Annotated in this window: 17 protein-coding genes and 1 riboswitch; of the genes, 7 read left to right on the top strand and 10 right to left on the bottom strand. The window is 63.4% G+C overall.

Annotated features, from left to right (window positions below; translation table 11 throughout):
- Window positions 1-21 precede the first annotated feature (21 nt).
- From gcvP to gcvT, 3 genes are all read right to left on the bottom strand, one after another.
- Entirely contained in the window at window positions 22-2,868 is a 2,847-nt protein-coding gene (gcvP, locus tag F812_RS0107825) for an aminomethyl-transferring glycine dehydrogenase (RefSeq protein WP_020085411.1), read from the bottom strand.
- A gap of 119 nt (window positions 2,869-2,987) precedes the next feature.
- Window positions 2,988-3,347: a glycine cleavage system protein GcvH gene (gene gcvH, locus F812_RS0107820; RefSeq protein ID WP_020085410.1), complete on the bottom strand. Its 360-nt coding sequence runs from the start codon at window positions 3,345-3,347 to the stop codon at window positions 2,988-2,990.
- Between the two features lie 17 nt (window positions 3,348-3,364).
- The gene (gcvT, locus tag F812_RS0107815; protein ID WP_020085409.1) at window positions 3,365-4,549 is read right to left on the bottom strand and encodes a glycine cleavage system aminomethyltransferase GcvT; all 1,185 of its coding nucleotides are present in this window, start codon (window positions 4,547-4,549) and stop codon (window positions 3,365-3,367) included.
- Between the two features lie 154 nt (window positions 4,550-4,703).
- Window positions 4,704-4,801: riboswitch (glycine riboswitch) on the bottom strand.
- Window positions 4,802-5,025: 224 nt separating this feature from the next.
- Between gcvT and F812_RS23070 the strand changes: the two genes are divergently transcribed.
- The 7 genes from F812_RS23070 to F812_RS0107775 all read left to right on the top strand — a co-directional run bounded on the left by F812_RS23070 (window position 5,026) and on the right by F812_RS0107775 (window position 13,616).
- Complete coding sequence (locus F812_RS23070) at window positions 5,026-5,535, top strand: YqhA family protein (protein ID WP_020085407.1); 510 nt, start codon at window positions 5,026-5,028, stop codon at window positions 5,533-5,535.
- 239 nt (window positions 5,536-5,774) lie between these two features.
- Complete coding sequence (locus F812_RS0107800) at window positions 5,775-6,113, top strand: hypothetical protein (RefSeq protein ID WP_020085406.1); 339 nt, start codon at window positions 5,775-5,777, stop codon at window positions 6,111-6,113.
- Window positions 6,114-6,264: 151 nt separating this feature from the next.
- Entirely contained in the window at window positions 6,265-6,834 is a 570-nt protein-coding gene (locus tag F812_RS0107795; RefSeq protein WP_156827301.1) for an HdeD family acid-resistance protein, read from the top strand.
- 57 nt (window positions 6,835-6,891) lie between these two features.
- The gene (locus F812_RS0107790) at window positions 6,892-7,932 is read left to right on the top strand and encodes a patatin-like phospholipase family protein (RefSeq protein WP_020085404.1); all 1,041 of its coding nucleotides are present in this window, start codon (window positions 6,892-6,894) and stop codon (window positions 7,930-7,932) included.
- A 3-nt stretch (window positions 7,933-7,935) separates the two neighbouring features.
- Entirely contained in the window at window positions 7,936-9,393 is a 1,458-nt protein-coding gene (locus F812_RS0107785) for a GntP family permease (protein ID WP_020085403.1), read from the top strand.
- Between the two features lie 39 nt (window positions 9,394-9,432).
- A complete protein-coding gene (locus tag F812_RS0107780) occupies window positions 9,433-10,551 on the top strand; it encodes an efflux RND transporter periplasmic adaptor subunit (protein ID WP_020085402.1) in 1,119 nt (372 codons plus the stop codon).
- Complete coding sequence (locus F812_RS0107775) at window positions 10,551-13,616, top strand: efflux RND transporter permease subunit (protein WP_020085401.1); 3,066 nt, start codon at window positions 10,551-10,553, stop codon at window positions 13,614-13,616. The genes F812_RS0107780 and F812_RS0107775 overlap by 1 nt, the downstream gene beginning before the upstream one ends.
- Before the next feature lie 25 nt (window positions 13,617-13,641).
- Here F812_RS0107775 and F812_RS0107770 read toward each other — a convergent pair whose 3' ends face one another.
- The 7 genes from F812_RS0107770 to F812_RS0107740 form a co-directional block, all read right to left on the bottom strand.
- Window positions 13,642-15,393 carry a metallophosphoesterase family protein gene (locus F812_RS0107770; protein WP_020085400.1) on the bottom strand — a complete coding sequence of 584 codons (1,752 nt, stop codon included), beginning with the start codon at window positions 15,391-15,393 and terminating at the stop codon, window positions 13,642-13,644.
- Window positions 15,394-15,554: 161 nt separating this feature from the next.
- Window positions 15,555-17,054: a caspase family protein gene (locus F812_RS0107765; protein WP_198011157.1), complete on the bottom strand. Its 1,500-nt coding sequence runs from the start codon at window positions 17,052-17,054 to the stop codon at window positions 15,555-15,557.
- A 49-nt stretch (window positions 17,055-17,103) separates the two neighbouring features.
- Window positions 17,104-18,642 (bottom strand): caspase family protein, encoded by a 1,539-nt coding sequence (locus F812_RS0107760; RefSeq protein ID WP_198011156.1) that lies wholly within the window; start codon window positions 18,640-18,642, stop codon window positions 17,104-17,106.
- Between the two features lie 60 nt (window positions 18,643-18,702).
- Window positions 18,703-19,701 (bottom strand): OmpA family protein, encoded by a 999-nt coding sequence (locus tag F812_RS0107755; RefSeq protein ID WP_020085397.1) that lies wholly within the window; start codon window positions 19,699-19,701, stop codon window positions 18,703-18,705.
- Entirely contained in the window at window positions 19,698-20,918 is a 1,221-nt protein-coding gene (locus F812_RS0107750; protein ID WP_020085396.1) for a serpin family protein, read from the bottom strand. The genes F812_RS0107755 and F812_RS0107750 overlap by 4 nt, the downstream gene beginning before the upstream one ends.
- A 71-nt stretch (window positions 20,919-20,989) precedes the next feature.
- Window positions 20,990-21,730 (bottom strand): DUF4384 domain-containing protein, encoded by a 741-nt coding sequence (locus F812_RS0107745; protein ID WP_083929114.1) that lies wholly within the window; start codon window positions 21,728-21,730, stop codon window positions 20,990-20,992.
- A gap of 36 nt (window positions 21,731-21,766) precedes the next feature.
- Entirely contained in the window at window positions 21,767-23,344 is a 1,578-nt protein-coding gene (locus F812_RS0107740; RefSeq protein WP_198011155.1) for a trypsin-like serine protease, read from the bottom strand.
- Window positions 23,345-23,467 lie beyond the last annotated feature (123 nt).

Raw genomic sequence — 23,467 nt, 5'->3', positions numbered from 1 at the left:
GCTCTCCGAGACGCTGGCATTCTATTCCGCGGCCTCCTTGTAGCTCTCCAAGGGCGGGCATGAGCAGACGAGATTGCGATCGCCGTAGACGTTGTCCACGCGGTTGACCGGCGGCCAATACTTGTCGACGCGGAAGGCGCCAGGCGGGAAGCAGGCGGCCTCTCGCGAGTATGGCCGCTCCCACGAGCCCACCAGATCCTCGACCGTATGCGGTGCGTTCTTCAGCGGATTGTTGTTACGGTCGATGCGGCCGTCGGCGATGGCACGGGCTTCCTCGCGGATCGCCAGCATGGCGGAGCAGAAGCGATCGAGCTCCGCCTTGGTCTCGCTCTCCGTCGGCTCGATCATCAGCGTTCCAGCCACAGGCCAGCTCATGGTCGGGGCGTGGAAGCCACAATCGATGAGGCGCTTGGCGATGTCGTCGACGGTTACGCCCGCGCTTTCGAGCAGAGGGCGCGTGTCGATGATGCACTCGTGCGCCACGCGGCCATTGCGGCCGGTGTAGAGAACCGGATAGGCGCTCTCAAGCCGCTTGGCGATGTAGTTGGCATTGAGGATTGCGATGCGGGTGGCCTGGGTGAGCCCCCGCCCACCCATGAGCAGGCAGTAGCTCCACGAGATCGGCAGTATCGACGCCGATCCGTAGGGCGCCGCCGAGACGGTGTGCTCCCGGCCATCCGTCTCGGGATGTCCCGGCAGGAACGGTATGAGGTGCGCCTTCACGCCGATCGGTCCCATGCCGGGGCCGCCGCCTCCGTGGGGGATGCAGAACGTCTTGTGCAGGTTGATGTGGCCCACGTCCGCGCCGATGTCTCCGGGGCGGGCCAGCCCGACGAGCGCGTTGAGATTGGCGCCGTCGAAATAGACCTGGCCGCCGTTGGCGTGCGTGATCTCGCACAGCTCGACGACCGTCTCCTCGAACACGCCATGGGTCGAAGGATAGGTGATCATGCAGGCGGCCAGGCGGTCCTTGTGTTTCTCCGCCTTGGCGCGGAAGTCGGTGACATCGATGTTGCCGCCCGCGTCCGTGCCGACGACGACCACCGTCATGCCGCACATCTGGGCGGAAGCGGGGTTCGTGCCGTGGGCCGACGCCGGAATGAGGCAGACGTCGCGCCTCACGTCGCCGCGGCTCCTGTGATAGGCGCGGATGGCGAGCAGCCCCGCATACTCGCCCTGAGCCCCCGAGTTCGGCTGCATCGAGATGGCGTCGTAGCCGGTGATGGCGCAGAGCTTGCCGGAGAGATCTCCGATCAGTTCCTTGTAGCCCAGCGCCTGATCTGCCGGCACGAAGGGATGCAGCTCGCCGAACTCGGGCCAGGAGATCGGCAGCATCTCAGCCGTGGCATTGAGCTTCATGGTGCACGAGCCGAGCGGGATCATCGAGCGGTCGAGCGCGAGATCCCGATCGGCGAGGCGGCGCATATAGCGCGTCATCTCGCTTTCGGCGCGGTTCATGTGGAAGATGGGATGCGTCAGGATCTCCGACGTGCGGATCAGGTTCTTCGGCAATCGGGAGGCTGGATACGCCTCGTCGTACCGGAGGTCGAAGCCGCCGAACGCGCGCCAGACTGCCTCCAGCGTATCGGGACGCGTGCGCTCGTCGACGGTGATGCCGATGCGATCTCCGCCGACCTTGCGGAGATTGATGCCGTTATCGACTGCGTTCTTGAGGATCAGCCCCTGATAGGCACCGACCTCAACAGTGATGGTGTCGAAGTAAGCGGCAGGGCTCACCTTGAACCCGAGCGAGGTCAGCCCTTCATCGAGCCGCACAGCATCGCGATGCACGCGCTCGGCGATGGCCTTCAGGCCGCGCGGCCCATGGAACACGGCATACATGGACGCGATGACGGCGAGCAGAACCTGCGAGGTGCAGATGTTCGACGTGGCCTTCTCGCGGCGGATGTGCTGCTCGCGCGTCTGCAGCGCGAGGCGGTAGGCGCGGTTGCCTTTGCTGTCCACCGAGACGCCGACGATGCGGCCCGGAAGCGTGCGCTTCAGGGCATCGCGGGTCGCCATGTAGGCTGCGTGCGGGCCGCCGTATCCCATCGGCACGCCGTAGCGTTGCATCGACCCTATGGCGATGTCGGCTCCCATCTCGCCCGGCGATTTCAGGAGCGTCAGTGCCAGCGGGTCTGCGGCGACGGCAGCGATGGCGCCGGCGGCATGCAGCTTCGCGATCGGATCGGAGAAATCATGGCACGCGCCGCAGACACCCGGATACTGGAACAGCGCGCCGAAAACGGCCTTTGGATCGAGATCGGTGAAGGGATCGCCGACGATGACATTCCAGCCGAGCGGCTCGGCGCGTGTCCTCACGACGGCGATGGTCTGGGGCAGACAGTCCTTGTCCACAAAAAAGGCCGTGGCCTTGGAGCTCGCCACGCGGTGCGCCATGGCCATCGCCTCGGCGGCCGCGGTGGCCTCGTCCAGCAGCGAGGCGTTAGCGATGTCGAGCCCCGTCAGATCAGAGACGAGCGTCTGGAAATTGAGGAGCGCTTCCAGCCTCCCCTGGCTGATCTCCGGCTGATAGGGCGAATAGGCCGTATACCAGGCGGGGTTTTCGAAGATGTTGCGCTGGATGGCGGGCGGCATGATGGTGCCGTGATAGCCCTGCCCGATGAGCGAGGTCAGCACGCGGTTCTTGTTCGCGGTGGCGCGCACCTTGTCGAGTGCGCGGCGCTCGGTGAGCGATTTGCCGAAGTCGATACGCGACGTCTGGCGGATGCTCGCCGGAAGGGTCTCGTCGATGAGCGCGTGCAGGCTTTCAGCACCAATCACACTCAGCATTTCCGTGATCTCGGCCGCCGAGGGGCCAATGTGGCGCCGGTTGGCGAAGTCATAGGGATCGTATGAGCCGGGCATCGTTGTCTCCACGCAAGGGTGCTTCCGGAAAAGCGGGCGCCTTTCCGAGGCGAAGCACGACAGTATTCAGTGCCTATGTCTTTCCGCGTCTCAACGGCAGCGGAAGGCGCGCAAGTGTCTCAACCGACCAGGGCCTTGTAGGCCACCTCGTCCATCAAGCCGTCGAAATCCGCGACATTCGCGAGCCGCATGCGATAAAGCCAGCCTTTGCCGAGCGGGTCCGTATTGACCAGCGCCGGGTCCTTCACCACGGCCTCGTTAATCTCCACCACCTCGCCGTCGATCGGCGCGAAGACGTCCGACGCTGCCTTGACCGACTCGACGACCGCGGCGCCGTCACCCTTTTTCACCGTCGTGCCGACCTTCGGGAGATCGACGAAGACGAGATCGCCGAGCTGGGTGGTGGCGTGCTCGGTAATGCCGACGGTCGCCACGTCGCCCTCGAGCGTCAGCCACTCGTGCTCATCGGTGAATTTCATCTCGGTTGATCTCCTTCTCACGGCTGGCGGCTCGGGCCGCGTTTGAATCTGGTCGCGACGAACGGCAAAGGTGTGACAGTCATGGGCAGGCGCTTTCCGCGGATCTCGGCAAAGATTCGGGTGCCTGTTGCCGCCAACGAAGACGGCACGTACCCCATGGCAACGGGACGATCGAGGGTGGGGCTGAAGCCTCCCGAGGTCACTGTGCCGACGGCACGCTGCGAGTCTTCCGTGGGATACAGGTCCGCCCCTGCGCGGACGGGAGCCCGCCCCTCGGGCAACAGGCCGACGCGACAGCGCTCCGGACCACGCGCAATCTGGTCGAGAATGATGCGTGCTCCGGGAAACTCGGCGGGGTGCTCGCCCTCCGCGCGCCGCGTTCGCGGAACAGCCCAGGCTATCCCCGCTTCCACGGGCGTCGTCGTTTCGTCGAGATCCGCGCCATAGAGACAGAGACCTGCTTCGAGACGCAGGGAATCGCGCGCGCCGAGGCCGATAGGCTGTACGTTCGGATCCTCCAGAAGCGCGGCGGCGATCGCGCTCGCATGGTCGGCGGGTATGGAAATCTCGAATCCGTCCTCACCCGTGTAGCCCGAGCGTGTGACGACGCAGGGAACGCCCAGAATATCGATGTCGCGCACGTCCATGAAGTGCATCGACGCGCAGGCCGGTGCTAAGCGGGCCAGCGCGGTTTCGGCTTTGGGGCCTTGAAGCGCGATCAACGCGCGATCGAGCGGCTCGACTTCGCAGGTGCCGGAGAGGTTGACTGCAAGATGGGCGGCGTCCTCCGCCTTGCAATTGCTGTTCACGACGAGCAGGACGTGGTCCCCGCGATGGGCGATCATCAGATCGTCGAGGATTCCGCCGGTTCCGTTTGTGAAGAACGAGTAGCACTGGCGGCCAGGCTTCAGGTTGAGGAGATCGGCGGGAACGAGCCGCTCGAGCGCGAGCGCGGCGTCGGCGATCTGACCTGACCTCGGGCGGACGACGATCTGGCCCATATGCGAGACGTCGAACAAGCCCGCGGCGGCGCGCGTGTGAAGATGCTCCTTGAGAACCCCCAACGGATACTGGACCGGCATCTCGTAGCCGGCATAGGGCACAATGCGCGCGCCCCTCGCGACATGCAGCGCATAGAGCGGGGTACGGTTCAGAACGGGCGCGGGATCGGGGTGCGATGCGTCGCTCACGCGGGGCTCCATAGCTCTTCTGCGCGCATTATGCGCACAGATGCGAGCCCCCTCTGTCGTGAGACCTGAAAGATTAGGTGCCTTTCCCGCCAACTCACAGGCGGTCCCGGCCCTTGTCATCGTCGGTGGATGGAGCGGGTTACCGCCTCATCGCTTTCCAGAGTGTCGTTCGGCTGCAGTCCGTTTGCCTGAGAGTTTCCGGGGCGGTTGCTCCTTCGGCGCCGGTCATGCGTGAACATGACCGGTCTCTTCCGCAGTCGATTGCCGACATGGGGAAAATGGTGAGCTTCGCGGCGAGGGTCAAGTCCACTTTGGTCGAGCACTGTCCGCAAGGGGGCACTCTCTGCCCAAGAGTTGCGCAGATGGCCAACACAGGCTTGCCCCTGAACACGTCCTCGCTCTGAACACGTTGTCAGCTATTTGGTTGGTGCTTATGCTCTTGCGCGTGGGACAATTTGAGATGGACCGTATCCAGAAGAGGCCAACCCATGTTGCGCACGACGCTTGCCTCGAGCAAATACATCGTTGTCGTTGCCATCCTCGGCATCTATGTCGCCGCCGTTGCGCTGATCCTCTACGAGATCGCCGTTGTCGGCTCTGCGATCGTCGACACGCTCCGGATAGGGTCCGTCTCTCCAGAAGGCGCGCGTCTCTTGGCCGTTGGCCTGCTGGCGGCCATCGACGTGTTCCTGATTGCCATCGTGGGCTACATCACCTGCGTCGGATTGTTTGCGCTGTTCATCGACGACACCATTCCTCTTCCGGCATGGCTCGTCATTCGCAACATCGAGGATCTCAAGAACAATCTGATCAGCGTCGTCGTCGCGGTTCTTGCCGTTCTCTTCCTCAAGGAAGCGGTTGCGCGCACACGGGACCTCGATCTCCTCGGTCTCGGCATCGCCGTCGCGCTGATGATAGCGGCCTTGACTTTCTTCCTCAAAATTAACGCGACAGCTCCCCGGGCAGGCGATCCGCCGAGCGAGAAAGACGGCTCGTGAGCCCGATCAAAGCAAACGCCGCACGGCTTCGCATTCCGATCGCTTACTGCTCCAGATCAGAACGTCCAGGTTAAAAAATGGACGCTGCGCAAACTCATTGAGCCGAAGCGCGCTCTGATTTTTGAACAATTAACTCCAATTGGTCCGCTTCATTACATTTCCTTCTCATGGGGATGAATTGGGCCTATAGTTCGAGCACGGGGGACACTTAGTGAACCAATCGCTGAGGAGTCCGTGCAATGAAATTTTTGATTACGCCTGCTATTGCAATCGTCTCTTTCGGAGCCTTTTCGGCCTCCGCCCTTGCTGAAGAGCGCCCCATGCCCAAAGGGCCGCCCGTGACAATGGGCGATCAGGGAAAGCTCCCTGCCAGCGAGACCATGCGTAACGCAACGCCCGATATGACGGGGCCCAGCACGGGCTCGGCCGCCACTGGCGCAAGCACCGGAACGGGAGGTTCTGCCTCACAGAAAGGCCCGCCGCAGAGAATGGGTGACGAAGCCGGAAAGCTTCCCGCGACCGGCACCGTGAGCGGTGCCGTTCCCGAAATGCGCGGGCCCGCGCCTGAAGAAAAGTGATTTCATATCGGCAGCTTCATTCGAGCTGCCGATCACTTGAAACTTGAAACAGTACACTCGCTTCTCCGGAGAGCTGTTTTCGGAGACGAAGGAATTCGCCCCGAAATCTTTCTCGCATTTCTCTTTCACACTCGATTTCAAGAGGTCCACCATGGTCGACAAGTCAGTCATTCATTCGAGCCCGAATCTGGCGACAACGAGCTGGTGGGGCGCACTCCTGCTCGGCATCGTCTTCGTTGCCGCCGGTCTCTTCGTTCTCGGCGATGTCGCGCTCGCCACCGTGATCAGCGCGATCCTGATCGGCTTCTTCCTGATCATCGCCGGCGGATCTGAGGTCTTCCACGCATTCACGGCGCCGCATTGGAGCGGCTTTGCGTTGCGGCTTCTCATCGGCGCACTCTACGCCGTCTGCGGCGCGATCCTCATTTCCGATCCGCTGGTGGCATCCGTGATGCTCACCTTCGTCTTCGGTCTGGCGCTCATCGCATCCGGCGTCGTGCGCGTCGTGCAGTCCTTCCAGTACTGGCGTTGGTACGGCTCGCTGCTCCTTCTGTCCGGCGTCATCGGCATCATCGCCGGCTTCGTGATCCTCGCGAAATGGCCGGTGAGCGGACTGTGGGTGCTGGGCACGCTGGTCGGCATCGATCTGCTGCTGCATGGCGCCTGGTGGATAGCACTCGGTCTGCAGCTCCGTCGGGAACCCCGCGCGGTCGAACCCTAGACCGCGCGCCGAGCCCCGCAGATCGGGGATGGCTGAGATCCCGATTCGGAGCTACCGATGCCCAACGTGCGTCTCGAAGATCGCAAGACTCCACTTCTCGTGGACCTGGCCTTGCAGGGTGGTGGCGCGCACGGTGCCTTTACATGGGGCGTTCTGGACAGGCTCCTCGAAGAGCCCAACCTGCGGATCGACGGGATCTCTGGCACGTCCGCCGGTGCGATGAACGCCGCAGTGCTGGCAGACGGCTATGCCGATGGCGGGCCGGAGGGTGCGCGCGCTGCGCTGGAGACCTTCTGGCGGAAAGTCTCTGAAGCGGCCCGTTTCAGTCCCTTTCAGCGCAGCCCCCTCGACGTCATGCTCGGACGCTGGACACTCGACAACTCGCCCGCGTTCATCACCATGGACCTGATCGCGCGGCTCATCTCGCCCTACGATCTCAATCCGGGCGGCTTCAATCCCCTCCGCGACGTGCTCGCCGAATGCGTCCATTTCGACCGGCTTGCGAGCGGCTCAATCAAGCTGTTCGTGAACGCAACGAATGTCCGCACGGGACGCGGCCGCATCTTTCGCAACGCCGAGCTTACGCCCGACGTGCTTCTTGCGTCCGCATGCCTGCCCCAGCTTTTCCAGGCCATCGAGATCGACGGGGACGCATACTGGGACGGGGGCTATTCCGGCAACCCGAGCATCATGCCCTTGGTGCTCGAATGCACCTCGCGCGACACCATCCTGGTTCCGATCAACCCGATCGAGCGTCCCGGCACGCCGCGCTCGGCGCGGGAGATCCTCGACCGGATCAACGAGGTCGCGTTCAACGCCGTTACGCTCAAAGAGCTCAAGATGATCGCGCTACTGAGGCAGGTCGCCGATCCCGGCACGACCGAGGGAGCCCTGTGGGGCAAGATGCGCGTCCATGCGGTGCCGAACGACACCATGAGCAATCTCGGCTACTCATCGAAACTCAATGCGGAGTGGCCCTTCCTCGAAATGCTGCGCGACGAGGGACGGCGTTCGGCGGATGAGTTCATGACCAAGCACAGCCAGGATCTCGGGCGCCGGTCATCGGTCGATCTGGACTCCCTTCTTCATCAGGTCTAGCCAATGGGACTTCTTGGCATCATCGTTGCGCTCGGATTTCTCATCTGGCTCGCCTATCGCGGCTGGAGCATCCTTCTCCTGGCCCCTGCCGCCGCGCTGATCGCGGCCGCCTTCTCGCGCGAACCGCTGCTCGCCCACTGGACCCAGACGTTCATGTCCAACGCGGCGCAGTTTCTCGCGCAGTTCTTTCCGCTGTTCCTGCTCGGCGCGTTGTTCGGCAAGCTCATGGACGACAGCGGCTCCGTGAAGGCCATCGCGCGCTACATGACGGAGACGCTCGGTCCTTCGCGCGCCATCCTCGCCGTCATTCTAGCCGGCGCGGCGGTGACCTACGGCGGTGTCAGCCTGTTCGTCGCGTTCTTCGTTCTGGCGCCGATGGCAATCGAGCTGTTCCGGGCCGCGAACATCCCCCGGCGCCTGATACCGGCCGCGATCGCGCTCGGAACTTCCACGTTCACAATGTCCGCCCTGCCCGGCACGCCCGCGATCCAGAATGCCATTCCGATGCCGTTTTTCGGCACGACGCCTTTCGCAGCTCCCGGTCTCGGCATCATCGCCTCGGCCATCATGCTCGGCTTCGGGTTGTGGTGGCTGCGCCGTGAGGAGGACAAGGCGCGGCTCAAAGGAGAAGGTTTCGGGGGCGCGGACCTTGGGGATGCGGGCGCTGCAGCGGCGGACGACGAGTTCATCCGCGAGCGTGCGACAGCGGCTCGCGAGTTCGACCCGGCCGAAATTTCTCACGGCCAGCACACCGAGACGTTGCCGCCCATCTTGGTTGCCGCGCTGCCCCTGTTCGTCGTCGTGCTCGTCAATCTGCTGATGGCTTTGATCGTTCTCCCCTCGCTCGACTTCGCGTTCCTCAAGGAGGAGCGGTGGGGCGGAACCTCCATCCAGGCCGTGGGGGGCGTGTGGTCGGTGGCCATCGCGCTGGCCACGGCGACGCTCGTACTCATCATTCTCAACTACGAGCGCCTCCCCGCCTTGCGCAAAAGCATGGATGCCGGCGCCAACGCGTCCGTTCTCCCCGCGCTCAGCGTTGCGAGCCTCGTCGGCTTCGGCGCCGTCGTCGCCATGCTACCCGCCTTCGCGTTCGTGCGCGATTGGGTGCTCTCCATCGGCGGCGGCGTGCTGGTGTCTCTCACGGTCGCGACCAACGTGCTCGCGGCCCTCACCGGTTCTGCTTCCGGCGGCCTCACCATCGCGCTCGATGCGCTCGGGGGCACCTACATGCACCTTGCTGCGGACCAGGGCATCCATCCGGACCTGCTGCATCGCGTCTCCGTCATCGGGGCGGGAACGCTCGACAGCCTCCCGCACAACGGAGCGGTCGTCTCCCTGCTCGCCGTGTGCGGATCGACACACCGCGAAAGCTACCGGGACATCGTTGTCGTTTGCATCTTCGGCGCGATGATAGCCCTCGCGGCCGTCATCGTTCTGGGGTCGTTATTCGGATCGTTCTGAGGTCGCGCGCCGATCAGGCAGTTGAGGGAGCTTTGTCCGATGAGCAGATGGAGCCGAGCATCACAGCAGGTCGCGCCTCTTCTCGGCGTGCCTCTTCCCGCGATCGCGCTGCTCGGCACGCTCGCCCTGTCGGCTTGTAGCGACGACACCGAAAGCGCGGCGCCCGATCCCCGTCCCGTGCGTACCACGACTGTCGAGAAGCGTGTCGGCGGGCAGCCGCTGGCGCTCACCGGGCGGGTCGAGGCGGCCAACGAAGCCGCACTGGGATTCCGCATCTCCGGCCGCATGGCAGAGCGCACGGTCGGAATTGGAGATCGCGTCGAGGCAGGCCAAGTAGTCGCGCGGCTCGAGCCTCAGAACGAGATGAATGCGTTGCGCTCCGCGCAGGCCAACCTCGCGGCCGCTCATGCGGCGCTAACGGAAGCGCGCAATCGCTTCGAGCGGCAGGAGACGCTTCTCTCCCAGGGCTGGACGACGCGCGCGCTCTACGATCAGGCGGAGAAGGCGCGCGCGACCGCCGAAGCGCAACTCGACGCCGCGGAGGCTCAGCTCAAAGCGGCCCATGATCTCGTGAGTTTCACGGAGCTCGAGGCCGACGCGCCTGGCGTCGTGACCGCGACCGGAGCCGAGCCTCACGAGGTGGTGCAGGCGGGACAGATGATCGTCCGTCTCGCCCGCGAAGACGGAAAAGACGGCGTGTTCGACGTGCCGGCGCAGGTGCTGCGTTCCGTTCCAGCCGACGTGGAGATCGAGGTTCGGCTGAGCGACGATCCCTCCGTCAAGGCAGCCGGACGCGTGCGAACCGTGGCGCCCCAGGCCGACCCGACCACCCGTACATTCGAGGTGAAGGTGGGGCTGACGGACCCGCCCGAAGCGATGCGGCTGGGCGCGACAGTAACCGGCCAAATCGAACTCGACACGCTGGCGACCATCGAAATACCGGCGAGCGCGCTGACGAAGGTCAATCTGCAGCCTGCCGTCTGGATCGTAAACCCGGCCGATTACAGCGTCTCGCTCCGCAACGTCGAGGTGGCCCGCTTCGACCCGGCAACCGTCATGATCTCCGACGGCCTCGACGTGGGAGACGTCATCGTGACCGCGGGCGTTCAGGCGCTTCATCCCGGACAAAGGATACGCATCCTCGGAGCGGAACCGTAATGGGCGTCAATCTTTCACACTGGGCGCTGCGCAACCGCTCGCTGGTGATCTACTTCATGATCATGGCGGTGATCGCCGGTGTCTTCTCCTATGCCCGGCTCGGGCGCAACGAGGATCCGACCTTCGTCATAAAGACCATGGTGGTGCAAGCCGCCTGGCCCGGCGCCACCATCGAAGAAACGCTCAACCAGGTGACGGAGCGGCTCGAGCGCACGCTTCAGGAAACGGAAAAGCTCGACTTTCTTCGCAGCTACACCAAGGCGGGCGTCACGACCATCTTCGTAAACCTTCAGGGCGACACGACCGCCCGCGAAGTCCGCGACATCTGGGACGAGGTGCGCCGCAACGTGGCCGACATGAGATCCACCTTGCCTATGGGCATCGTCGGTCCCGGCTTCAACGACAATTTCGGCGACACCTTCGGCATCATCTACGGCTTCACGGCGGACGGCTTCACCCACCGTGAGCTTCGCGACCACGTGGAGGACGTGCGCTCCACCCTTCTCAAAGTCCGCGACGTCTCGAAGATCGAGATCCTGGGCGCGCAGGACGAGAAGATCTTCGTCGAGTTCTCCATGAAGGAGCTCGCCACGCTCGGCGTCGACCGGTCGGCGCTGATCCGCGCGCTGCAATCCCAGAACATCGTGCGCCCCGGCGGCACGATAGAAACCGGAGACGAGACGCTATCACTCAGGGTGTCCGGTGCGTTCACCTCCGAGCAGGATGTGCTCGACGTCAACTTCGCGGTTGGCGACCGCATGTTGCGCCTGCGCGACATTGCGCAGGTGAGGCGCGGTTTCTCGGATCCGCCGCAGCCTTTGCTCCGCGTCAACGGCAAGCCGGCGATTGGACTTGCCATCGCCATGCGCGACGGCGGCGACATTCTCGCGCTCGGACAAAACATCAAAACGAAAATGGACGAAGTGAAGGCCACGCTTCCGCTCGGCATCGAACCGCGGCTCGTGGCGGATCAGGCGGTGACGGTGGAGAGCGCCATCTCTGAGTTCATGTCGTCGCTCTGGCAGGCCGTCGGCATCATCCTCGTCGTGAGCTTCATCAGCCTCGGCGTGCGCGCAGGGCTCATCATCGCGCTCTCCATTCCGCTCACGCTCGCTATCGTCTTCGCGATCATGGAGCTCTTCGGCATAGACATGCAGCGCATCTCCCTCGGCGCGCTCATCATTGCCCTCGCTTTGCTGGTCGACGATGCGATGACCATGACTGACGCAACGCTCACCCGTCTCGCCAGGGGGGACAGCAAGGAGGAAGCGGCCTCTTTCGCGTTCCGCACTTACGCGTTCCCCATGCTGGCTGGCACGCTCGTGACAATTGCCGGGTTCGTTCCCGTGGGCTTTGCCGCCAGCTCCGCCGGCGAGTACACCTTCTCGCTGTTTGCCGTGGTGAGCATCGCGCTGCTCGTCTCCTGGGTCGTGGCTGTGATCTTCGCCCCCATCCTCTGCTCCGTCATTCTGAAGCCGCCTGCGCCCGCCGAGAGCGGCCAATCGAGCAAGGTGCTGGAGACCTATCGCGGCTTTCTTTCGCGCGCCGTCGCGGCGAAGGGCTTGACGATCGCCGCCACGCTAGCCGTGTTCGTGGCCTCCATTCTGGCGCTCCCTCTCATTCCCCGGCAGTTCTTCCCCTCCTCCGACCGGCCCGAGTTGCTGGTCGACATGCGGCTTCCGCAGAACGCCTCGATCTTCGCGACGGAGGATGCCGTCGAGCGGCTGGATGCGGCACTTCGCGGCGATGAGGACGTCGCGCGCTGGAGCACCTATGTGGGCCGCGGCGCCATCCGCTTCTATCTCCCGCTCGATGTCCAGCTCCCCAATGCGTTCTTCGCGCAGGCCGTGGTCGTCGCCAAGAATGTCGCGGCGCGCGAACGGCTGCGCGCGCGCCTCGAAAAGCTCCTGACAACCGACTTCCCCAATGTGGTCGGCCGCATCTCGCCGCTCGAGCTGGGCCCGCCCGTGGGCTGGCCGGTTCAGTATCGCGTCAGCGGGCCGGACATTGCGGTCGTCCGGGACATCGCGTTCAAGCTGGCTGCGGTCGTGGCCGCCAACCGCCAGGCCGAGCATGTCAATTTCGATTGGATCGAACCGACGCGCGAGGTTCGCATCGCCGTCAACCAGGACGAGGCGCGCCAGCTCGGCCTCAGCTCCGAAGCGCTGGCGTCCGTTCTCAACACCGTCATTACGGGCAACACGCTCACCCAGGTTCGCGATGATATCTATCTTGTCGACGTGATCGCCCGGGCAACGGACGAGCAGCGCGTCTCCCTCGCGACTCTCCGCACCATCCAGGTTCCGCTCCCCAACGGCAGAACCGTTCCCCTGAGCCAGTTCGCCTCCTTCGAGTATGCCCAGGACCAGCCTGTGGTCTGGCGGCGCAATCGCGTGCCGACGCTTACCGTGCAGGCGAATGTCTCCGGCGGCACGCTGCCGGAGACCGTCGTCGATGCGCTGGCGCCCAGCATCGCGGCGCTGCGAAAGGAGCTTCCACAGGGCTACGCCATCGTGGAGGGCGGAACTGTCGAGGAAAGCCAGAAGTCTCAGGCTTCGGTGATCGCAGTCGTTCCGCTCATGCTACTGATCATGCTGACCGTTCTGATGGTGGAGTTGCGCAGCTTCCAGCGGCTCGGGCTGGTGCTGACTGTCGGACCGCTCGGACTGATCGGCGTCGTGGCCGCTCTCCTCGTCTCGGGACGGCCGCTCGGCTTCGTTGCCATTCTCGGAATCCTCGCCCTTCTGGGCATGATCACGAAGAACGCCGTCATCCTGATCGGGCAGATCGAGTCCGAACGGTCTCAGGGCAAGGATGTCACCACCGCCGCCATCGATGCGAGTTGCACACGCTTCCGGCCGATCATGCTGACCGCGGTCTCGACGGTTCTCGGTATGATCCCCATCGCGCCAACCGTGTTCTGGGGACCGATGGCCTTCGCGATCATGGGCGGGCTTCTCATTGCCACGCTGCTGACGCTCGTGTTTCTTCCCGCCCTCTACGTCGCGTGGTTTTCGAGAACCGCGCCCTCTGTGGCGGTCGCAAATGACGGCGGCACTGCTTGATGGTCCGTTTCCTGCGCTTGCGCCATTACGATACCTCCCGCGTCTCGTCCCCGGCGACCGTCATGCGCTGCGGCTTCAGCAGGCGAATGCGGCCGTCGCTCCCGGCCTCCAGCGTGTGAATGTAAAAGTGCGTCTCGACGTCGTTGGTCGCCTCCATCACCGGAGAGGGCGCCGAGACAATTGCCATTCCTCCACACTCGCCGATCCAATCGATATGTCGGTGGCCATGCATCAGCACGGCGCGGCTTGCCATCGGCCGAAGCTGGCGCAGGAACCAATTGCCGTTGACCAACGCCGTGCCAATACGCTCGGACAGAACCTTCGCGGCGCGCGGGTATTCTATCGGGTGGTGATGGAGGCCAATGAGCCAGACAGCACGCGAATATTGCGCGGCCGCCGTCTCGATGCCCCTCACCTGATCCGCCGAGACAAGCCCCAGCGCGTTGGTGAAGGAGAAATGAGACTCGGCGTTGGAGTTGAGAAGGATGATGCCCAGCCCGTCCTCGTCATCGGGCGGCAGGACCATGGGGAAGAGATCGTTCCACAGGTCCGAGATCGCCGTCGAGAAGACGGGACGTCCGGTATCGGCGAAGCTCTTAAGGCCGGACGCGCGCGCTGCCAGGGCATCCTGAAGCGTTTCGCCGACGCGCTTGCCTGCGCGGTCGATCACCTTGGCGCGAGTGCCCTGGATTGCCGCCGTGGCCGATAGCGTGCGGATTTTGCGCAAGCGACTGTTCGGATCCACGTTGAGATCGAGGCGCGCGGGGTTGGCGCGATCGACGATGTTGACGTCGTGATTTCCCGGAAGGATGAGCGCGCGCTCGGCAATAGCGGGGTAGGCCGCCATCGCATCGAGAAACTCGGCCCACTCGGCCGCGCGGCCGGCATCGGTCTGATCTCCCGTGATCAACACAGTGTGGAGCGGCTCTGAAGCATGGAGCGCGTCGAGCCCTGCGAGCAGTCGGTGCAGGCGCGCGTTTCCTTGCGGTCCCGACCTGCCGCTCTCGATCCGGTATCCATATCGCTCGCCGACGACGTGAAGGTCCGACAGATGCGCGATGCGCCAGCTGCGTGCACCCGGCGAAGCTCGCGGAAAGCTCTCGATGTCGCGCGGAGGCGGCATCGTCATATCGGCGAACGCCCACACGAGCGACGCCACGGCAAGGTAGGTGCCAACCAGCACGACGGTGTTGGCAAGCGCGATCCAGGCTAGCGTACGCGGCGCAAGTAGATCGCCGGCCGTACCGATCCAACGGGAGGCCGGCCACGCGAGCAGCACCGCGCCCAGCGCGAGCCCGCTGATGAGGATGCCCGACAGTGCGGCGGTCCACGCTCTGAGGCGCTCTCGGCGAGCGACCTCCGCGGCTTCCGGAAGCATGAGCTCCGCGACATGGCGCAGGGACTCGCGGCACATCGCGTAAGCGGGCTCTACCGCAAGCGCGTTCAGCGACCAGAAACTGCTTTCCGCCAGATGGAAAAGCCTGCGCCCGAACAACCAGCCAAGGACGAGAATGGCGAGAAGAATGACGACTGGCACGAACCCGAGGAGCTGCGTGCCGAGCTGCCCTCCGACCTTGGCGGCCCAGCTCGTCGCGATCAGCGGCGCAACGCCGAGCACGATAGCCGGGACGATCAACAGAATGAGCCATGCAAGCAGCAGCTTGGGCAGGCTCACCTCGACCAGAATACTGCCCGCCATGGAGAGCAGCGAGCGGTGCTTCGTGCTGGACGCATCGTCTTCGACGTCGCCGCGTCGAGGATCAACGATCAACCTCATGTGCTTGCCCCGCAGAATAGCGCCTGTTCCTCCCGGAGCTTGCCGATGAGTGGCGCGGCGAGCAAGCCTTGTCGTCCCTCATACTTGCCGGAACGTCAGCGAGCACTCCCCCTGCGGTCCGACCGAGCGCCCACGTCTACGATGGGTCATCGGCCTAATCGTTACTTCACAATCTCATAGGAGGCCGTCGCGAGACCCCACTTCACCGGACGGTTGCGCGGATCTCCGGTCCATACGGCCAACAGGGCCTCTGCAATACTTCCGAGATATTCCGACGGCCTTCCAATCACATCGATGCCCTTCGCACGCGTCCCCTCGAGCAGGGTGTCGAGAGGCACCTTGTCTTCTGCTACGATGGCAATGATTTTTCCCTGTCCGGCCTCATCGGCTTTGAAGACGCAGCCATAAGAGGGGTCAGGCATCAGCAGCGGAGCGTTTGCGCGGATGGCGCGCTCCTTGTGCGTACAAACGCTCGGAAAGAGCTGGAAGACCTTCCCGTCGTCACGCGCGTCGAGCACGATCAGCGTGCCGGGCCGCGAGCTTTCGATCCGCAGCTTGATGGACTGCCCAAGCCTGACAGTCGATCCGGGCTCGATCGCGAGCTTCACGGAAAACCCTTCTGGCGGAACCGGAATGACATCGGTGGGATCAAGGGGAGCCTGGCCCGCATCTCCCGCAGCCGCGCCGACGGGCCAAACGGACATATCTCTGCCGAGCTCGGACCCTCCGGGCTCAAAGGTTGGCGTCATGCCCGTCTTGCACGCGAAGCTCGCGCAATAGTTCTCGGCCTTGGCACGGGCGTAGGTCAGGACCTCCGATGCCGTGACCTTTCCGTCGCCGTTGCTGTCGGCTGCTCCGCCGATGCCATCCACGAACGCCCGGGTGAAAACACCTTGTCTCGCGCCTGGCGCAAGGGACGCATCCTCCTGTGCGAGCTGCGTGGCCGCGGCTGCGGTCCATACCAGCAGCGATCCTCGCCCCGTGACCGTGACATCGCGCGCCTCGATGAACGAATTCGCCTGGCGCAGCTTCTTGTAGGCTTGCTCGCTCGTTTTTAGTGCAACGGCGAGATCTTTGTCCGGGCCGCCGCGCATACCCTCGGTTGTCCACGTGGGAGAGCGGACCATACCCTCACTGCCGGTGGCCTCGTCCTCGCTGACCAACGAGCGCTCGATGGTCCCGGAATGACAGCTATCTGAAAGTAACATGACCTGCCGATCGGCCATCTCGCGGAGAACCCGTTCGATTTCATCGTCAATCACGAAATTCTCGTACCCGGATGCGAGCAGTTTTCCGTCGTGGGGAACGATCACCTCGTCCCGGCCGTCAGCCTCGTCCCCACTGGTATCCTCGACAAAGTAACCGTGCCCCGAGAAGTAAATGAGCGCCCGGTCCCCAGGTGACGTATCGGCTACGATCCAATCGCGAAGCGCACTTCGAATTGCCTGTGCCGTCGCATCGGCATCCAGCAGCATTTTTATCTGCTGCGGCTTGAAGCCCCATTTTGTTTTCGCCAGGCCGGCCATGACGCGGGCGTCGTTCACAGCGCCGCTTAGCTGCGATTTCTCTCCGAGATAAGCGTATTTGTTGACGCCGATGATGAGCGCTCGATCCTCGCATCGCCCCGCCGTGGCGCCTCCGAGCACAAGAGCGGCCGCCAAGACCAATCCGGACACACACCGGCCGATGTGTCTAGGGTGCTTCGAGGAGCTATTCTGCACGCGTGTATATCCCCACTACCCCAATCCTGAACGTCGCGCCGTCCAACACCTGCGCCAGCAGACCCGTAAGGGTTGCAGACGACACGGCAGAAGCAGCCTTGTACAATCCATCGATCGGCTTATCGCTTGCGAGCACCACAATGTGGTCGGCGCCGTAGGGAGCCTCCACGCGAATCCTCGGAATGAAGAAAGGGATGTCGTCAGGCCATCGCGACGCCTCGCTGTCCGCGAGGCTTCGTCGCGTCTTGTCGGGATGGAGAAACGCGACCGACCCGTCCGGTGCGAGGTCGAAGACCGTGACGTAGCTGCCCGAGGGCAATGTCTCACTCTCGAGCCTGAACTCCTCCCCCGTCCGGTAGGTCTTGTTGGTTCCTCCCGACAGGTTCACTTCAATCGCATGCCCGGCGGACACTCGCTTCAGCATCCCGAGAACACGCCACTTCTCGACAATCTGGGAAAGTTCCTCAAACCGCACGCCTTCGGCGACAATGTCGCCCGTGCTGCTGCGAACGGTTCCGTCGGCTTCATTCCAGATGAGATCAGCGTCCCTCTGCGCCGCGACAATCGTCGCGTTGTCCAAACGCAGGTTCGCAGAGGCCGTAGCCCCACCGGACTCGATGTTGAGGGACAACGGCGGAAGAGCGTGCAGTCCCGCGCCCGTGGCCGTCGCCTTTCCCGCCGGAAGCAAACCATCTCCCGACTGCCGGAGCGGAACGAAATCCGGAATCTGCCGTCCTTCCGACCACAAGGCCACTTGAGGGATGAGGAACGTTTGCAGCTCGAGACCCGACAGCATCCCATCCCGGTCTGCATCTGCCTGACCCTCGATTGCACGGCTGAAAGCGTAGCTCAAGGCACCGCGCCTTTCGCCGTCAATGCGCACTTCAGGAGATTGGTTCTTTTCGCTGACGGCCAGAAACTGAAAGACACCCGGGATGTCGCGATCGCGCCCCCTCTCGACCGCATCTTGTTTTTGCGATGCGTTGACCGCTTGCGCGATCGATGCACCTTCCTCTTCCCCATAAGGCGGCACGAAGCGTACCTGCCCACCGCCGAAGGTCGCACGGCCCGCTCCGCCGGAGTGACAGGAATCGGCAACAAAGACGACCTTGAACCCCTTGCTCACCGCCTCTTTCAGCCAGCCGTGGATCTCGTCGTCTACGAGGCGCTCTGAAAAACCTGGATCGCCCTTTTTCGTGCTGAAGCCCGCCAGGAGGAACGCTTCGTCCTTGCCATCCTCTTCGTCGAAAGGCTCGCGATCCGGCTCCTGACCTCCATGCCCCGCGTAGAAAAAAACGACGACGTCGCCGGCCGCCGCACCTCCCACAATCTCACGCCAAGCGCGCTCGATCCGCTTGCGCGTGGCCTCCTTGTCCGTCAGCAGTGTCACGGTGGCCCCTACGGACCGAAGCGCCTGGGCGACGTCCTGGGCATCGGCAACGGCGCCCTCCAGCTTCTTGATTGTTTTGTAGTCGTTGATGCCTATGGCAAGCGCGTGAACTCGCGCCGATGCCACATCGGGCACCACGGCCCAAAGCGTGCACACCACAGCCGCTGCAATGAGCCGTCTTAGCAATGGATTCATGCCTCACTTTTGTGCTGCTTGATCATTCGGCACCTCGAGCTCCACGCGGCGGTTCTGCTGATGGATTTCGTCCTCGGAAAGCTCGACCGAGCCGTCGCCGACGTAGGGCTCGTCTTCTCCGCGTCCTTCCACGCGGATTTTGCCCCTGTACCCGTTCGAACGCAGATAGTCAGCAACCGCTTTCGCCCTGCGGATCGACAACGCCTTGTTGAACGCGTCGTCTCCACGGCTATCCGTATGCCCCGTCAGCGTGACATGTGGTGGAGAAGTCTCTCGCAGGAGCTCGAGCATCTCCTTCACGGCCTGCGCGCCGGCTTCCGTAAATGTCGCTTCCCGATAAACGAACTGAATGGGATGAGCGACCTTTTGCGGCACGAACCCGCGTACATCGCCACCGGCAATTCCACCTGGCTTTCCGCTGCGCATGTTGACCTGGGCGACATGCCGGGGTGCGAGCAGCGCCGCCTGCTCCGCTTTCTTGAATATGGCCTGCTGGACCTCCAGAGACGGCGCTTCTGGATTGACCACCGTGTCTCTCATGTCATCCAGCGCGTTCCTGTAGAGCTCGGCAGCGCGGAGATAGCCCTTTTGCGCCATTTCTAGATCCCCGAGCATGGCCGACATTTTCCACGGCTCAGCCAAGCGGAGACCGTCCCGCAACAAGCTCGCCCTCCGCTCGTCGCTGAGCGAGGGCGCGATAGCCTGATCATAAAAAGCGAGCGCAGCCTGTCTCAGAATCAACTCGCGCTCCAACGCCGTGCAGGGTGTGTTGCCTGAGAGGAGCCTTGATGCCAGCGCCGAAACCTCCGTCTGATCTCCGGCCCTGCGCGCGGCGCGCATTTTGCTTTCGAGGTCAAGGCAGTTTGCGCCTTCCGCCACGACCGGCGCGGCGATCAGCGGCACAAGGGCCAGCGCACCAACCAGGTGAGACAGCGCTATCCGAAATTTCTGGATCATGACACGCAGGCTCGGCCAAAGGTGGTCGTCTGTCAGCTTGATCATGACGCCGGATCCTCAATGAGCCCTTGGACGAGATCTAGGTTGAGGCCGCGATGGGAGATGCTGAACGCGAATGGGCTGTCCACGACAACGCGCACGACCTCTGTCATAGAGCGTGTTGCCGTGACCGTTGTGGCAGCGGCGGCCGTCGCGCCCCTCTCGTCAACCTCGATCTTGACCGCATGATTGATGACAGGCGCGCGCACCGCATTCGAAGATATGCGAGTGTACTTGGAACTGCTGGAGACCAGCGCCCGAAGTCCACTCGCCTCAAGCGCCTCGCGCATGTCGCTTTCAAACTTCACCGCGAACTTGGGGATCGTCACATCGATCCGGGCCGGCGTGAAGCTCGCCTTCGAAAGCACGGCGCCGAGATCCCATTGCCGTGTCGAGAAGGGCCGGCTCCTATCCTTTGACTGCACAATCACGAACTGGAAGCGGGGGGCCTCGGCGGTTCCAAAAGGAATGGAGATCGCGCGGAGCTTGCGGTCCTCCCAGATCCCACCATCGATCTCGGCGGCCATCATCGGGGTCTGCTTGATCTCTCCCGCTCGCAAGCGGAAGGGCAAAGGCGCCGTCCGCGCCGGATCGAACGACTGGGCCCACCGCCCCTTGAAATAGAGGGCCGATGCCAGAACGAACTCGGTCAACGGATCCAGCCGGTCGATCATCTGCGGGATCTGGCCCTCGGTCTTCTCGCCAATCCATCCGTTGATTTTCGCCAGCGCATCCGAGCCACGGAAGTCCACGCCCGCGACCTCGGCGGCAAACGCCGCATTCAGCCGGTCCTTGAACTCCGCCTCCGGGGTGACGTCCTGGTGGACCCAGACGCCGACAGCGGTCTTCAGTTCGACGCCCTCCCGTGACGATTTCGCGAGCTCGCTACCGAGAATCGCACAATCCGCGAGCACACTTTCGACCGTTGCTTTGGGTCCCGTCAGAATGGTGCCGGAAAGGGCCTTCTGCAGGCTGTCGTCTCCGCCCGCCGCAAGGCCCACCAGCGCCGAATGAAGGCAGTGAGGGGCGATAACGACGTTTTGCCCTTTGTGCCTGCGAGCGATGCGGTCCAGCACCGACACGCCGAGCCTGTTGACGACCGAACCGTTCGCTCCCTTTGCCGGCGCTTGCGCGAGCAATGCGTCCGGCCAGAGGGTCAGCGCGCCCAGTCCTGCAATGACCGTCCGGCGCGAGGGCCGGGCTTCTCCTTGGACAGATGTCATGGGATCGTCTTCACTTGGAAGCCACCGCCGTCATTGCTCGCCTGTCTGGGCCGGCACCCGCACGGAAGCCCCTACTTCTTGACCCGAACAAGTAGGTTCCGCACGCCGAACGCAGGGTCCTTCTCATCTCCACCGTCCGGCTTGAGTTCAGCGCTCAGATCCTTGGCGGTCTCCTCGCTCGAGCGTCCGATGGAAATCAGCGGGTTCTTCTCGTCGGTCGCCGCGAGGGTCTGCAACTCCTTGAGCGTGAGCGGCTTTTTTGAAGCGATCACCTTGATCAGATCGACTCCCGAAGGGCCGCCGACCGTGATCTGCCACTTTTCCTTCCGCCCGGGTATGCGGACCACGGACCCGGCCTTCACACGAGCGTCTTTCTGGAAATGATTTGGATAGAGGACAGTCGTCGAGCCGCTCGAGCCGATATTGAGAATGGTGATGTAGGCATCTTTTTGCGGCTTCACGGAAATCGACAGCGTATCGCCGACGGCGTAGGTCAGACTCTTCTTGTTCACCCACGCGTCGATGCCGATCTTCGGCCCCTTGCCGTTCTCGTCACCAAGATCGTAGATCGGCTTCAGCTCCGCGGCGAGATCGCGCTCGAGCTCCTTGCTTGCGCTCTTCTGTTCATTGATCTCCTCCGTGCTGGCCTCGCCGTCAGCCTCGGCAGTTGCGGCTGCGCCCTCAGCGGGAGCGGCGTTCTCGGCCAGAGTGACCGGCGCGTCTCTTTGCGCGCCCGCCCAAGACAGTTGAGAGGTCAAGGCCAGAGCGCCACAAAGCGCGACAGCAAACCTCAAAGCTCCATGGAGTGTCATCGTACGTTCCTTTCGCCCACTCGTGTTGACGTTCTGCTAATTGGTTACGATATCGAACGGCCGTTTCCCTACTGCACGCCCGACCTTGGCCGCTCCCACGACGTCGACGCCGCGCGAACGGTCAGCCTCATTGCTCCGCTGCGTGATTTCGGTAAGCAGCGCCACGGGATCGGCAATCTCCTGCAGCGCCTTCGATGGATCGACCAGATCCCCAATCTTCGCATCGGGAGGCGCCACGATCGCGATGATGGTGTTGCGGGCCGCCGGCGGCGAGGCCTTCAGCATGAAGCTCTGATCGCTGCCCGGAATCTCGATGGTCTCTCCGGCGTGGATGATCTCGCGGGCTTTGCCTGCCTGCGTGGAGGCGCTGAAGCTGTTGGGGAATAACTGCGTGACCTTACCCGCCTGGTCCTGGTTGAGCACGACCAGCGCACCCGTCAGCGAGCTCGTGACGCGGATCGAGATCGCTTCGCCGATCTTGACGCGGGCTCCGTTGGTCAGACTGACCGTCACCTCACCATTGGCGCTCGGACTGTCGGCCGGTGGCGGACCTACGAATTGACCGAGCGACGCATCGACACCGGACGGCGCGTTTGAGGAAGGCAAGGCGAATACTGCGCCGGGCACGTATTGCCGAATCCATCCCTCATGCCCGGCGACTGACGTGTAGATCCCAGGCTTTCCTGCCTCGGCACACCCTGCGCCCCAGCTCACGATCCCGATCAGAACCTGCTGCCCCAACGGATCGCGGATGTAGAGGGGACCGCCGCTGTCGCCGCCGCAACTGTCCTTCCCGCCCGCGTCGAACCCAGCGCAAACCTGGAGCGCATAATCCACGCCCGCGTCGGAGTACGCCTTGCGGCAGTCGCGTTCGCTGAAAATTGGAACGTCGACCTGACGAAGATGGTTCGAGATCCCTTCTCCGGTGTCACCAAAGCCAATCACCGTCGCGAAGGCGCCAGGCTTGGTAAAGCTGAGACCACCCCCATCCTTCTTGTCGAGCAATCCCGTGGGGGATTTGGCAACCGTTTTCAGCCGCAGCAGGGCAATGTCGTGATGCCCCTTTGGCGAAGCGCACAATCCCTTGTACGCGGGATGGCGGACCACCCGGTCGACAGCGAGGCGCCGTCCCAGCTTTTTCTTCGAAGCGCCGTATCGTGTGTCCGTACCTTCGAAGACCGTAACCGAAGTGGCCGCGTAGTCCGTCACCGGCCCCGGCGCGCAGTTCTCAGCGGGAGAGGGCGCATCCGCAATGCAATGCGCCGCCGTGACCACCCAGTTGCTATCGATCACAATCCCGCCGCACAGAAACTCCGACTGTCCTTTTTGTATGTTCAGGTAGACGTAGCTCGGCCAGCTACCGGGGCGGGACTTACACCCGCCGATGATCTTCGCATCACGATCGCCGCCGCTTTTGACTGCTCCACACACATCGGATGACCGCTCCTCGTCGCTCTCGCCATGTGCTTCGAGAGACTGATCAAAGTCCTCTTTCGCGCCCTCGTCAGAAGCGTCGTCTGCCTCCCCGGTGTGCGGCACCGCCGCATCCGCTCCTTCATCGTCTGACGCTCCGGCATCCGGCTCCATGAACTCCTCGTCGGCGGCCTGGGCCATCTCGATTTGGGTTTGGGAAGCGCTAGGGTGTGACTCAGCGAAAGCTGGCGCGGCAAACAAGCTGAGAAGAACGCCCCACCAGAGAAATGAATAAAACATGCCACCGATCCCGAACATGTCTCA

Source organism: Hyphomicrobium zavarzinii ATCC 27496 (genome assembly GCF_000383415.1).
Taxonomy (GTDB): domain Bacteria; phylum Pseudomonadota; class Alphaproteobacteria; order Rhizobiales; family Hyphomicrobiaceae; genus Hyphomicrobium_C; species Hyphomicrobium_C zavarzinii.
This window is presented reverse-complemented; position numbering and strand designations above follow the sequence as displayed.

Excerpts from the sequence above, each read along its gene's own strand:
- gcvH (WP_020085410.1), bottom strand. The coding sequence starts at position 3,347 with ATGAAATTCACCGATGAGCACGAGTGGCTGACGCTCGAGGGCGACGTG.
- F812_RS0107775 (WP_020085401.1), top strand. The coding sequence starts at position 10,551 with ATGGGCGTCAATCTTTCACACTGGGCGCTGCGCAACCGCTCGCTGGTG.
- F812_RS0107790 (WP_020085404.1), top strand. The coding sequence starts at position 6,892 with ATGCCCAACGTGCGTCTCGAAGATCGCAAGACTCCACTTCTCGTGGAC.
- F812_RS0107785 (WP_020085403.1), top strand. The coding sequence starts at position 7,936 with ATGGGACTTCTTGGCATCATCGTTGCGCTCGGATTTCTCATCTGGCTC.
- F812_RS0107750 (WP_020085396.1), bottom strand. The coding sequence starts at position 20,918 with ATGACATCTGTCCAAGGAGAAGCCCGGCCCTCGCGCCGGACGGTCATT.
- F812_RS23070 (WP_020085407.1), top strand. The coding sequence starts at position 5,026 with ATGTTGCGCACGACGCTTGCCTCGAGCAAATACATCGTTGTCGTTGCC.
- F812_RS0107795 (WP_156827301.1), top strand. The coding sequence starts at position 6,265 with ATGGTCGACAAGTCAGTCATTCATTCGAGCCCGAATCTGGCGACAACG.
- gcvT (WP_020085409.1), bottom strand. The coding sequence starts at position 4,549 with ATGGAGCCCCGCGTGAGCGACGCATCGCACCCCGATCCCGCGCCCGTT.
- F812_RS0107745 (WP_083929114.1), bottom strand. The coding sequence starts at position 21,730 with ATGACACTCCATGGAGCTTTGAGGTTTGCTGTCGCGCTTTGTGGCGCT.
- F812_RS0107770 (WP_020085400.1), bottom strand. The coding sequence starts at position 15,393 with ATGAGGTTGATCGTTGATCCTCGACGCGGCGACGTCGAAGACGATGCG.
- F812_RS0107800 (WP_020085406.1), top strand. The coding sequence starts at position 5,775 with ATGAAATTTTTGATTACGCCTGCTATTGCAATCGTCTCTTTCGGAGCC.
- F812_RS0107780 (WP_020085402.1), top strand. The coding sequence starts at position 9,433 with ATGAGCAGATGGAGCCGAGCATCACAGCAGGTCGCGCCTCTTCTCGGC.
- gcvP (WP_020085411.1), bottom strand. The coding sequence starts at position 2,868 with ATGCCCGGCTCATACGATCCCTATGACTTCGCCAACCGGCGCCACATT.
- F812_RS0107740 (WP_198011155.1), bottom strand. The coding sequence starts at position 23,344 with ATGGCCCAGGCCGCCGACGAGGAGTTCATGGAGCCGGATGCCGGAGCG.
- F812_RS0107755 (WP_020085397.1), bottom strand. The coding sequence starts at position 19,701 with ATGATCAAGCTGACAGACGACCACCTTTGGCCGAGCCTGCGTGTCATG.